Consider the following 13,212-nt stretch of genomic DNA (forward strand, 5'->3'; position numbering starts at 1 on the left):
TTACTCTGGGAAAAAAATATGCCCGTCTGCACCTTTAGACTTGCCTTGGGACCAATCTTTCCATTTTATGTGAGGAAGGTCATTTCCAACCTCTGTTTCCTCGGGATGAATTTCATAACCTTTCTTGTAAACCTCATCAGTGTATGTTTCTTTTTTTTCCATATCTGGTCTCGCATCTTTTAAAAGTTTATCTGCTTCTTCTTGCGAGCCTGTTCTGTAATTTTTTCCTTTTCCAGTCCCATCTTTAATGTCTTTAACTGCTTCTTTCCACTCCTTACTTCCAGGTTTGAGGACAGAAACAGGTACATTACTCTCTACATCCTCCTTCTTTTGAGATGCTTTAATAGAGTTTTTTACATAATCAGGAATAATAGGGTTGTTTAGGAGATTATAAACATCTTGATATCTTTGCTCTCGAATTTCTACTTTATCAGTTGGGGAGACATAAGGATCATCCAAAATGTCCACATACGGACTTATATAATCTGTTAAATCTGCATAGTAAAAACTGCTTGCTATAGCCCCATAACTCAAAACGTTGTTCGGATCCGGTAAACCCTGTGGCAAACTACAAGCGCAAACAAGAGTTGCAATAGGTTTAGGTAATGTTATAGTTTTTGGTGAAGTCGTATTACTATACATAATCGATCCCTGCGGTTTCACAAATCCCGCAGATGCAATAGCCACTTTGTCCGTTCTAGCAGCACCTGTGGAGTTAAATAACTGGCTATATTTCCCTGCCGCAATTTCTGCTGGTGTCGGTGGTGGTGTGTAACTTCCACCGGAATCGCCTCCGCTGCTTCCTCCGGAAGGATCTCCTCCGCTTGATCCGCCGTCTCCTGATCCGCTTCCAGAGTCTCCGCCGGTCGAACCGCCGCCGGAACTTCCTCCCGATCCGCCACTGTTATCCACAGGATCTGGTACCCAGTGACTCGGGTCGTCGCAATCGCCTCCGTGTGAATATCCCCCGTACTCACACCAATGTCCCGTCGGATCGGTATAATTCACCGGGTTATTCAGCGTGTACGCGTAACGGTTTAGTGTCTGCGGCACATAGGCCGCACCAGCGTACGTATCCTCTGTCGTAAACCGACCGACCTTCGGGCTGTACCAACGAGCCGAGTAGTCCATCAGGCTTGCTTTGGCATCGTACATCTTGCCCGTAAACCCCGTGTTGTTGTACGGAGCAGCCATTTGGGTGAACAGGTTGCCGAAGGCATCGTAGCGATACTTCATGGCTGTTTCACCATTACGATCCGTCACATCCATGACGTTGCCAAGCACATCAGCCATGTAATATAACAGACCGCCGTTCGTTTGGATGTTCCCTTCATAACCTTCCATCTTACGGCCGTGATTGCCAAACATCTTACGAGCAACGACTTCCCCATCGGCGCTGTAGTACTGGGCCAGCGGTTCTCCGTGCTCTCCGTATTCCTTGAACACGTTTAAGCCGTCATAGGTATAGTTCGTCGTTTCTTGCGTTAGCAGCTTATCCCAAAGGCCGTTTTTCTCGCCGTTGCCATGGGTGAGCGCGTTCAGTCTACCTTGCCCCTTGCCTTGGGACTGTACTTGTGCAGCAACTTTATCAACATCATAATAACCCTGGGTTCGGGTAACTTTACGCCTCAACGCATCGTACGCATACTCTACCTTTGTGCTGTCCTGATAGTATACGCCTTGCAGCTTGTTATCCCCGGTATACGAATATTGGACTGTGCCCTGCGTTCCGCCGCTGCGTTCGAGTAGATTGCCGCTCTGGTCGTAGCTGTACGATTCGTCGCCTGCCGAAAGCATCCGGTTCGCACTGTCGTATGCGTACTCCGTGATTTTATCGTCGGCAACCATGCGTGTACGGTTCCCTACGCCGTCATAATCATATTCTACCGTACTTACAGGATCCATCATATAGTCCGGTTGCTCGGATACAAGGTCAAGCTCCTGACCTACGATCATCGGTTCAAGTTTTTTCTTTTTCCCGCGACTGCGTTCGGTACTGTCCGGTTTTCCTTTTCCGCGCTTGTGGTCGTTATCATGGTCTTTGACAGATTTTCCATTTCCTTTGCCATTCACATGCTCGCGCTTATCATTCTTATGCTTTTCCTTGTAGCTTAAAGGCTTATCCTCCGAACTGCTGTGATGGCTATCACTGCCCTCGTTGCCTTTGTCATGATCACCGCTGTTGCCGTGATCAGCATCATTATCTTTGCCATTGCCATGATTCCCATTATCTTTATCGTTGCCGTTGCCGTAAACATCATCGCTTACGGAGTCGTTTCCATTTCCATTTCCATTTCCATTTCCATTTCCATTTCCATTTCCATTATTATTTCCGTTCCCATTATTATTTCCGTTTCCATTGCTTGCCAAGAGCATCCCAAAATTGTCAGCTTGCTGCGGAGCAAACGAGGAGGCAAGCAGCGACTGTGATGGATGTTCATTTGTCGCTTGACCTACGGAGTTCTCCTCAGACGGATTTTGGATGATCGGAATTTGGAGCTTTTTCGGCTGGGAAGGCGGATGATAATAATCCGATTTCACCTCTTCAATCTTAGATTTCGGATAGGTGACCTGCACAAGCCGGTTCAGATCATCGTATTCGTATTCGGTCCTAGCACCGTCTTCTTCTTGCAGATACAATCGGTTACCAACCTTGTCGTAGCCGTACTCAAACGAGCTATGATAATTTTCTCCACGGTGCTCCAACCCGGTAATCCAGTTGTTATTGTTATACGCATATGTCGTCTTGATGCCGTTAGGGAGCGACTGCTCGGCAACTTGTCCAATAGCATTATACGTATAATTGGTTTTGGCTCCATCAGGATCAGTCATTTCCGTTAAACGGCTCAGAGCATCATATCTATACTGAAGAACACGCTCTTCAGGATCCGTTATTTGAGTGCGGTTGCCGAGCGCATCATAAGTATACGATGTGGTCTTGTTCCATTTGACATTCGTAACAGATGTTGTATGATTCAATGCATCATAGGCATATCGCTCGCTTGAAGCTGGCGAGCCTGCCAACGTTAAGTTGCCTGCTGCATCGTATTCGTACCGTAGTGTCTCTCCCTCAGGCAGTTGCTGCTGTATGAGATCATGCCTTCGATTATACTGGTAAGAAGTCACTTTGCCTTCAGGACTTGTCTTACGAACCATATTGCCAGAAACATCGTAGTTATATGCCGTTGTCTCTCCCAATGCGTTTGTTTCAGCCAATAAACGGCCAAGCGCATCATAATTCCAAGCCGTTTCGTTATTTTCTGCATCGGTAAGCTTCACTCTGTTTCCAAGAGCATTGTACGAATAGTCCGTAGTATAACCTTCTGCGTCTGTTACCTGTACAAGCCTTTTCATCGTGTCGTAGGAGTAGCTAGTCGCATGGCCCTCGGCATCTGTTTTGCCAATCATATTGCCTACCTTGTCAAAACGATAGGCACTTGCCCCACCCATTGAATCTGTTTGCTTTATCATTCGGTTAAGAGCATCGTATTCATACGACGTTCTGTGACCTAGCGCATCTGTTTCACCCAAAAGATTGCCTGCCGCATCATATTCGTAAGCTTGTACGCTTCCTAATGTGTCTGTTTTACTCATAAGTCGACCTATTGGGTCATAAGCAAATGAAGTGGATGCTCCCTTCGGGTTCATGATGCTAGTTATTTGGCTGATCGCGTCATATTCTAAACGAGTAGAGTTACCATTTGGATCTGATGCCCCGGTTAATCGAGACAGTGCATCGTAACTGTAATTCCAAACATTTCCCCGTTTATCCGTACGCTTTACGATATTACCAAGTGGATCATACTGATATTTCTCAGTAAATCCTTCTTGGTCTTGATTCTCATTTAAACGTCCAAGCGCGTCATATGTATTATGTTTCGCCGCTCCAAGTGGATCCGCTTCTGAAACAAGATGCCCCACCGCATCATAGGCATAGCTTGTCTCTTGACTAAGCGCATTCACAACAGCAGCGAGACGCTTTGTCGGCGTATAGCGATAGTGAGTTTCCTGCCCTAACGCATCGATTCGAGCAATAAGGTTGCTGGAAGCATCATATTGAAAGCGTGTAACTGAGCCATCCTTTTCCGTTTTGCTTTTGAGACGACCCAGAGCATCGTAGCTTTGCTCGACTTGACGCCCGACCTCGTCGGTTATGGCAATCAACTGATCCGCATTGTCATACGTTAAATTGGTCGTCTGTCCAAGCGCATCGGTTGTCATAATAAGACGGCCTAACGAATCGTACGTCCAAGCCCTATTCCTGCCCAGTTCATCTGTCAATGAAGACATCCGAAAGTCCTCATCATATTGCACAAGCTTCTCAAATCCGAGTGCATCCTTCACGTGCACCTTGCGTAAGGATTGGTCATAGAGTATCGTGGTCTGATGCTGAAGAGCATCCACAATTTGTGTAACTCGTCCCAATGCATCGTAGGTGTACCCCGTTCTGCCACCAAGCGGATTTACTACACCAGTCCTTCGACCAGCAAGATCATATTCGAATGAGGTACGTTTACCTGACTTATCTGTAACACCAATCATTCGATCCACTGCATCGTATTCATAACGTTGTGAATACCCATCTGCATCGAAGGATGCTTCTAATCTGCCGTTCAAGTCATACACATACTTATTTTCATGTCCTAACGGATCTATGCTCTTGGTAATGTGACCTAATGCATCATATTCAAACTTCGTCACAGCATGTTCGGCATCTTCAGAAACCAGGAGTCTTCCTAAGTCGTCATAAATCATACGATCTACGTTTCCTAAAGCATTGGTCTGACTAATGATTTGTCCTGCGGCATCATATTCTTGAATTACCTTACCGCCATAAGGATCCTCTGTCTCGATGAGACGACCCATCAAATCAAATTTCTTCTTAAGGAATTTACCTTCCGGCAGATAAACCAGATTATTATTTCCCCAAGCATCATAACCCAAATGAACCTTTTTACTGTCCATGAGAACGTCAGAGATATACCCATTGCTATTGTAGGTGTAGGTTGTTGTTAAACTTCCGACCATTTTTCTTGATAAACGTCCATTTGCATCATACGTCATTGTCTCTTTAGGAGATAACGTGCCTGCCTTCTCTATAATTCTACCGAGGCTATCGTAGGTAACCTTCATCTTCACACCCAGGGCACCTTGAACCTCCGAGACACGATCTAGAGCGTCATAAACAAATGTCGTTGTAATTCCAGACGGATCTATAGCCTGGGTGAATCTCCCACGCTCATCATAATGGTAGATATTAGCTGTGTTATCAGGTGTAACAACTTTAACTATCCTACCCATAGCATCGTATTGACGTGTCAACATATGACCAAGTGCATCCGTTACGCTCGTTAGGCGATCCCCTTTGTCATAAGTGAAGCTTCTCTTACCTTGATTAGGAAATGTAACTTCCTGTAGACGGTTAAGCACGTCGTAGGCGTATAGTGTGATATTTCCTAAAGCATCGGTAACCGATACAAGTTGTCCGCTATCATTATAGACCCAAGCTGCAGTCTTCCCGCGTTTGTCGGTCAGCGTAAGCATTTGCCCTCTTGCGTTATATGTAAAAGACTGTTTAAATCCGAGAGGATCGGATTGTTCTACAAGATTTCCCTTATCGTCATAGATATACGACCACTTTCTTGAGAGATCCGTTGCTTCTTTCGGCTCTACACGAACCTCTAGTGGTTGATTCCATGCATTGTATGTAATAAATGTATGAAGTCCTTTGGTATCAAGCTGTTCTACAGCTCGTCCTTTGTCATCATATACAGTTGAGTTGGTTCCCTCAGGTCCTTCGGTAGATAGCAATCTGCCTGATTCCATGTAGGTATAGGCATATGCTCGCCCAGATGCATCGACTTTGCGAATAATGCGATTACGGTCGCCCGTCTCGTAACGGGTAATGCCGCCGAGCGCATCCTGCTTTTGAATAATGTGTGACGCATCATCATAATTGTACTGATAAACAGCCGCACCTTCACGTTTATATACGGTTACACGATCTCCATCATACTCAAATGTCTCTAAACCTGTTTCAGCTTTATGCATACCCGTTAAACGATGCTCATTATCGTAGGTATAGGTTGTATTCCTGCCGTCTGGATAGACGACACCCGTTAGATTTTGTACATCATCATACTGGTAAGAAGTAATTCGTCCGAGCGGATCTGTAAAAGAAGTGACTCTATCTCCCGTATAATCCACTTTAAATGAACGGCCGACACTATCCGTAATAGATTGGATATGCCCGCTTTGGTCATAATCGATACGGGTTTTATTCCCGTTTCTATCTTCCACAGAAACAAGCTTGCCCATACCAGGATCAGCACCCTGTCGCCAGCTAGCATAGTAGCCTTTAAACGTATAGACATTTCCTGTAGGGTCCGTCAAACGGTATTCATCTTGGGATATTCTTTGCAGTTTGGATCCATAAGGCTCATCTGAGGTGTATGTACCTTGATCCAGATTGTAATAAATAAGACTGTCTCCATCGAAAGAGTCGATGTATTGCGAAGTATCGCCTGGCGTAAAAGCGTATTTAATCTGGGAACCATCCGGTCGCACTTCGACCATATCAAAACCCGCATACATCCGCAAACTGTGCTCGTAAGGAAATAACCACCCCTGTCCAAAACCACCAAGCTGATCTTTCCGTTCGCTCAAATAAAGCCGTTGCCATGTTATAGATTGTCCAGGGGATTGGACCGTAGCATCTTCTTGGTTAATCGCAAGTACACCACTTGGTAGTGAAACAGGGTCCTGTGGCATGCCCTGGTTGCCGACTTGTTCCTCTCCGTATCTACCCAATGAAGGAACGCCTTGCGGAGTGGCTGCAGCGTTTTGCAAGCCTGTTTTACCGGGGTCGAAAAGTGAGGGCTGCTGGCTCACACCCGGTGTAGGCAACATATCCTGCAAAAAATGATCCAAAGACGACGAATAAGCCGCTGATGCCTTGGGCAAAGGCCAAGGATAGCCGCCTATCATAAATATTACGATGAAGCAAGAAACAATCCATCTTTTTAATACTAACTTTCTTTTGCTACCCACTAGGTAACACCTCTCTTTTGTAACAAAACAAATCAGCGATGGATGGAGAGATGCGATTTGCCTAAATTATTTACTATAGGCGTGTAGTCGCATACTTCGGCGGCCTGGCAATCATGTCTTTAGGTTCAAAGAGTTAGATCCACGGCTTTGCGTCTCCGTCTTTCGGCGGATTTGCCTTGTCGGTATTTGGAAAATAATGAAGATTCTTTCCGTTAGTTGCAACAATAGCACTATTTTTTATCAAATAAAATAGTAATAAAGGCCTATATTAAATTGTTAATACGTCAACTACCCCTTAGTAATTACAAAAAAGCCCGCAACACCTTTTCCAAGGCGTTACGGACTTTTTTTACACATTAAAATTATTCGGATTGAAAAGCTTCTTCCTTCAGCAGCGTGTACATCTGAGCAGCGTCTTCCTTGCGGGTCGACTCCGAAAGAACCTCCACTCGAATCGTCACCTTTTTCTGGCCGAATTGAATAGAGAGCTCATCTCCGACTTTCACGTGTGTACTCGCTTTAGCATCTCTACCGTTAATCCAGACACGCCCTTGATCGGACACATCCTTCGCTACGGTGCGACGTTTGATGAGACGAGATACTTTGAGAAACTTATCGATACGCATTATTTTACAGCGTCTTTAAGCTTGTTACCCGCTTTGAAAGCAGGAACATTGGATTCCGCGATTACGATTGGGTTTCCTGTTTGTGGGTTACGGCCTGTACGACCAGAGCGTTTGCGAGTTTCGAATGTTCCGAAACCGATTAATTGAACTTTATCTCCGGATGAAAGAGCGTCCGTTACTTCTCCAAGGAATCCGTTAAGTACTACTTCAACGTCTTTCTTAGTAAGTCCGCTTTTTTCTGCAATGTTGTTGATCAAATCTGTTTTGTTCATGTGGTTTCTTTACCTCCCAAAAATGTTTGAAGATCTAGTCTTCTACTATGTACCCATTTTGCAAAGCTGAGAGACTTTGAACTATGTTCAATTATCTCTATACTATATTTCCATATTCAACCTTACACCAAATTTAGTATTCTGCTTTTTTCGGCAAAATCCTTCTATTTTGATTCGACTTTTGCAACTTTTTTTGCTTCCTGCCATAAATTTTCCATCTCTGATAAATCAGTTTGTTCAAAAGAAAGCCCTTTTAAACGTAGTTGATCTTCGATATACGAAAATCTTTGAACGAATTTGCGGTTCGTGTGAGCAATCGCTTCTTCCGGATCAACCTTCAGGAATCTAGCAACATTGACGATAGAGAAAAGGACGTCGCCCAGCTCCTCAAGCCGATCTTGCGCCCCTGTATCGGACGGTTTGGCGATAGCTTCATGAAGCTCGGTTAACTCTTCTTCCACCTTATTCAGGACATCTTCCAGCTCTGACCAGTCAAACCCAACGGTCGCTGCCTTCTTCTGAAGCTTCAGCGCCTTCATAAGGCCTGGCAGCTCGCGTGGAACACCGTCCAGTACGGATTGCTTCGTGACATCAATGCCCTTCTTACGCTTCTCCTCCGCCTTCATGGCATTCCAGTTCACAAGAGCTTCGTCTGCATCCTCAGCCTTGTTCTCACCGAATACATGGGGGTGACGGCGAATGAGTTTCTCATTCAACGCGGCTATGACATCATAAACCGTGAACGTGCCAATTTCCTCTTCTATCTGCGCATGAAGCATCACTTGTAAAAGCAAATCACCGAGCTCCTCACACATGTGCTCCGGATCGTCCTCGTCTATTGTTTCAAGAACCTCGTACGCTTCCTCGATGAGATTTTTGCGCAGGCTGGCATGCGTCTGTTCACGATCCCAAGGGCAGCCTTCCGGGCTGCGCAGGACTTGAACAATTTCATGCAATCGGCCAAAAGTGCGGTAATACAGCTCATCTTGCTCGCTGCGCGGCACCCAAACGAGAGATAGATTGCCGTAACCTTTGACATGATCCAACTCATGTAGCGGCACTTCAATAATTTGCTCCTCGCCCGTTACACCTAAGGAATGACCGACCACGACACGATAATCATCAGGGTAAGCCTCCATAAGGCTGATCTTAAGATCCGATGCCGTAAGGGTATCATACACTTGTCCAATAACCGTATGAAGCTGCGGATTAAGAGTATATCGGCTCAGGCTGGTCGCGTCAAGCAATTGAAAGCCATCTATAGGGTCAAAGCCAAAGCGAAGAAACGCTTGATCAAGAAAACTCTCCCCGCCAATGATTTGGAGCGATATACCCTCGGATGGACAGCGTTGTTTCAGTAGCTGTACCGTGTATTCCGCCACCATCGGATGGCCAGGCACTGCATAAATAACCTCGGAAGATTCCGTCTTGGCGGATTGGATGAGCACCTCTGCAATCGATTCGTACACTTGTTCGAAGGTTTGGTGCGCTAGGTAATTCTCGTCGAACGTTTGGTAAGGAATCCGATTCGTATTCAGCATCTGAACCATCGGATGATCTTTCGTTCGCAGGTAAAGATCAGCTTGCTCCTTGGCAGCCAGCTGCAGCTTTTTCCAGACACCAAGTGTGAGCTGGTCTTCGTCCCCCGTTCCGAGTCCGAGGACGGTTATTTGCGGGTTGGTTGTTGACATGTAGGAAACACCTCCTGATTGTTGGTTAATTGCTATGGTAAGGATGGGATATTGATTTTACGAAATTCCTATGCCGGGACCAGCCAAACAGCTTTTACTGCAAATATTGCAGATATTCTGATTTCAGAACCACTATCCAGAGCTATCACTCAAAACTACTGTCCAAAGCTACCAAGCCTGTTCCCCATCCCAACTGACGTTGCTGCAGATAGTCAGGTATTCCGAGCTCAAACCCACAATCCAGTAGTACCATACCTGTTCCCCATCCTAGCCGACGTTTGCTACAGATAGTGCAGATATTCTGAGCTCAAAACCACAGTCCAGTACTACCACACCTATTCCCCATCCTAACAGACGTTGCTGCAGATAGTCAGGTATTCCGAGCTCAAAACCACAGTCCAGTAGTACCATACCTGTTCCCCATCCTAGCCGACGTTTGCTGCAGATAGTGCAGGTATTCTGAGCTCAAAACCACGTCCAGTAGTACCAYACCTGTTCCCCATCCTAGCCGACGTTTGCTGCAGATAGTGCAGGTATTCTGAGCTCAAAACCACAGTCCAGTAGTACCACACCTGTTCCCCATCCCAACTGACGTTTGTTGCAGATAGTGCAGATAATTCGCACTCAGAACCACTATCCAGCATGTTTTGCTGCAAAATGTGCAGCTAATTTAGAGGAAATCAGCCGATTTGACTGTTTGGACGAAATTTAACTGTAGGAAATGCAGCAAAATTGACTAAAAACAACAATGTAACGTTGATTTTACTGTAGTTTTTGCAGCTTATTAAAGCTTACTAGCCAAGAAGGAGCCGTTAGTCGTGGCCGCGGGGGGCGGCGGATGCCTTCTCCGGCCATAGCTTCGCCAGGACCGGTGCCAGCTTCCGGTCCAGCTCCAGCATCAGCCGCAGCTCCTCGCGGCTGATGCTGCCGCTGCGCAGCAGCGCGAGCGCGTAGACGGCCCCGCCGCCGACTACACATACCAAGGCGATTGCGCTAGCGCTCAATCGCTCAGGCACGTGCCATGCCGCCGCAGCGGGCATGGCGAGCAGCTGCAGCGCTGCAAGGCAGCCGCCCATCAGCCCCACGCCAAGCGCGGGACTGACGGCGTACGGCCGCAGCGCGAAGCGCGCCCCGGTGCAGCGGCGCAGCTGCACCAGATTCAGCCCCGCCGCAGCGGCATAGGCGATCACCGCGCTCAGCGCGGCGCCGTCGATGCCCCAGCGGGGCATCAACACCACGTTGCCGAGTGCTTTCAGCACGATGGCAACGAGCAAGGCCTTCACCGGCGTGCGGATCGCGCCGGCGCCCTGGAGAACGCTGGCTGAGACAGCGTTCAGCGTGCTAAACAAGGCCGTGAAGGCAAGCACGGCCATCGTCCAGCTGGCCTCATCGCTTTTGTATAACATCACGTTAATCGGCACTGCTGCAAAGGCAAGTCCGAACGAGGCTCCGAGCCCGATGAGCCAGGAAAGCCTTATCGCTATCTCAGCCCTAAAGCGGATAAGATCGTCCTGTCTTCTTGCCTTGGCTTCTGCAAGAGCAGGAACTAGCACAGCGGACATAGAGGAAGCGATCATGACAACGAGCTGAACGAGAGGAAGCCCTCGGTTATAAAGCCCGAACTGCCGCATAGCTTCCCCCTCGCTCCCTTGCGCAGCTTCGAGAAGACGCGGCATGGTAAACGTGTCGACAAGTGTAAGCAGAGGAACCACAATTGCACCCAAACAAACAGGAATCGCATAAGCTGTAATGCGTTTCGCCCACTCCCAGGAAGAGAGTTCCTTTGGCGGCATCACACTTTCCTTTCGCTTCCCATCATATGGCCACAGCCTGTTCCACTTCTCAGGATGCAGCCCGTCCTCTTTTCGCTTTCCATCATTCGCCCACTGGCTGTTCCACTCCTCAGGATGCAGCCCATCCTCTTTTCGCCTACTATCATCTGGCCCCTGCCACTTCCGTTCTTTCAACAACAGCCCGTCACCTTCACTCATTACACCCTGCCTCTGTCCCTCTATATCCTCAGACTGCCTCCATTCCTCTTCATTTTCTCCATGCACCCGATCTTGGTCTTGGTCTCGGTCTCGGTCTCGGTCTCGCTCCTGCTCCTGTTCCCGATCCCATCCCCGCTCCCGCCTCATCGCTTTCCGCCAATAAACATACATCACCAACAGCCCAGCCGCAGCACCTGTCACCGAGCCAAACGTAGCCCCTGCAGCAATCCACTCCTCGTCATAAGCTAATGCCGCCATATAGAGCAGCAGCGCGACCATAGTAATAACTCTTATAAGCTGCTCAATCACTTGTGAAACAGCCGTCGGCACCATATTTTGATACCCTTGGAAATAACCGCGCAGGACCGCAAGCATTGGGGATAGCAGCAGCGCGAAGGATACGCTTCGGATCGCCCTTTCTGTCTGGCTAATGCCAATCCAACTGGCAATCTCACTAGCTCCGAAGTACAACAGAACAAACACTACAAAACCCGTGCCCATTAATATCGCTATAGAGACATGGACAATACGTCTAGCCCCTTGATGATCACCACCTATAGCACGTTCGGCTACGAACTTGGACACAGCAACCGGAAATCCGGCAGTAGCCGCAAACAAAATCAGAATATAGAGCGGATAAACCGCATTATAAATACCAAAAGCCGTATCACCGGCTACATTTTGCAGCGGAATCTTCTGCAGTGTTCCCAATAATTTAGAGATAATGGCGGCAGCCCCAAGTAGAGCAGCACCTCTTAACAGCTTGGCACCCTGTTTACCGACATTCCTCTGGAGCTCCTCTTTATGACCTTGATGCCCCGCGTCGGTGTCCCCCATCCTACTTCTCCTCTACCCTGACTTCACGCATATAGACATATTATAACGAAATCAGTCATGGCAGACAAAAAAAGCTTCACTTACAGATGCGGGGCATCTCGGTAAGGAAGCCTTTATGTTTTATTTTTCTTTCATTGCTCCATCTGCTTTGCCAAAAATCCAGCCGCTGTCTCCACCATCTTAACTTCCATATTCCCCATTTTCACATTCTCATCTTTGGAGAGCAAAATGACACATCCAATAGGGTCGCCACCGGCTACAATCGGAGCAGCTACGAAAGAAGAAAATGTTTCACTTGTGTCCTTAATAAGCTCAAATTGACCACTGCCGCTTTCCAGAACCGCTTTACGATTTTCCATACAGGATTCAATGATCGATCCAACCGACTTTTCGAAATAGTCTTTTTTGGACCCCCCAGCCATCGCAATAATGTTATCTCGATCTGAGATCAAAGCCACATGATTCGTGCTTTCAAATAACGATTCCGCATACTCCTTGGCAAAATCACCAAGTTCACCAATAGGTGAATACTTCTTAAGAATCACTTCACCATCTCTGTCCACGAAAATTTCCAAAGGGTCACCTTCGCGAATGCGTAGTGTGCGTCGTATTTCCTTGGGAATAACAACTCTCCCTAAATCATCTATCCGACGGACAATTCCAGTTGCTTTCATACCTCTAGATGCCTCACTTTCCGCTCAAGAATTAGATACGACAGGAGCATGAAATCTTGTATGCTAGATCG

The 13,212-nt window shown here is 47.1% G+C and carries 6 protein-coding genes and 1 riboswitch; all 6 genes read right to left on the reverse strand.

Features of this window, described 5'->3' with window-relative positions; all coding sequences use genetic code 11:
- On the reverse strand, positions 1 to 7,050 hold the full coding sequence (locus tag ASG93_RS17355) for an RHS repeat-associated core domain-containing protein (protein ID WP_056833818.1): 7,050 nt from the start codon (positions 7,048 to 7,050) through the stop codon (positions 1 to 3).
- Between the two features lie 95 nt (positions 7,051 to 7,145).
- Positions 7,146 to 7,236: riboswitch (cyclic di-GMP riboswitch) on the reverse strand.
- Between the two features lie 176 nt (positions 7,237 to 7,412).
- Entirely contained in the window at positions 7,413 to 7,676 is a 264-nt protein-coding gene (locus ASG93_RS17360) for an RNA-binding S4 domain-containing protein (RefSeq protein ID WP_029197990.1), read from the reverse strand.
- Complete coding sequence (locus tag ASG93_RS17365) at positions 7,676 to 7,948, reverse strand: HU family DNA-binding protein (RefSeq protein WP_029197991.1); 273 nt, start codon at positions 7,946 to 7,948, stop codon at positions 7,676 to 7,678. Before ASG93_RS17365 ends, ASG93_RS17360 begins: the two co-directional genes overlap by 1 nt.
- A 164-nt stretch (positions 7,949 to 8,112) precedes the next feature.
- Positions 8,113 to 9,639: a nucleoside triphosphate pyrophosphohydrolase gene (gene mazG / locus ASG93_RS17370; protein WP_056833819.1), complete on the reverse strand. Its 1,527-nt coding sequence runs from the start codon at positions 9,637 to 9,639 to the stop codon at positions 8,113 to 8,115.
- Positions 9,640 to 10,451: 812 nt separating this feature from the next.
- Positions 10,452 to 12,467 (reverse strand): polysaccharide biosynthesis protein, encoded by a 2,016-nt coding sequence (locus ASG93_RS17375; RefSeq protein WP_056833820.1) that lies wholly within the window; start codon positions 12,465 to 12,467, stop codon positions 10,452 to 10,454.
- A gap of 131 nt (positions 12,468 to 12,598) precedes the next feature.
- Positions 12,599 to 13,141: a stage V sporulation protein T gene (spoVT, locus tag ASG93_RS17380; RefSeq protein ID WP_047682991.1), complete on the reverse strand. Its 543-nt coding sequence runs from the start codon at positions 13,139 to 13,141 to the stop codon at positions 12,599 to 12,601.
- Positions 13,142 to 13,212: the final 71 nt, after the last annotated feature.

Origin of the sequence: Paenibacillus sp. Soil787, from assembly GCF_001429545.1 — a bacterium.
Taxonomy (GTDB): domain Bacteria; phylum Bacillota; class Bacilli; order Paenibacillales; family NBRC-103111; genus Paenibacillus_E.

What these genes read in the sequence shown, in the direction of transcription:
- ASG93_RS17360 (WP_029197990.1), bottom strand. Translation starts at nt 7,676, where the DNA reads ATGCGTATCGATAAGTTTCTCAAAGTATCTCGTCTCATCAAACGTCGC.
- ASG93_RS17365 (WP_029197991.1), bottom strand. Translation starts at nt 7,948, where the DNA reads ATGAACAAAACAGATTTGATCAACAACATTGCAGAAAAAAGCGGACTT.
- mazG (WP_056833819.1), bottom strand. Translation starts at nt 9,639, where the DNA reads ATGTCAACAACCAACCCGCAAATAACCGTCCTCGGACTCGGAACGGGG.
- ASG93_RS17375 (WP_056833820.1), bottom strand. Translation starts at nt 12,467, where the DNA reads ATGGGGGACACCGACGCGGGGCATCAAGGTCATAAAGAGGAGCTCCAG.
- spoVT (WP_047682991.1), bottom strand. Translation starts at nt 13,141, where the DNA reads ATGAAAGCAACTGGAATTGTCCGTCGGATAGATGATTTAGGGAGAGTT.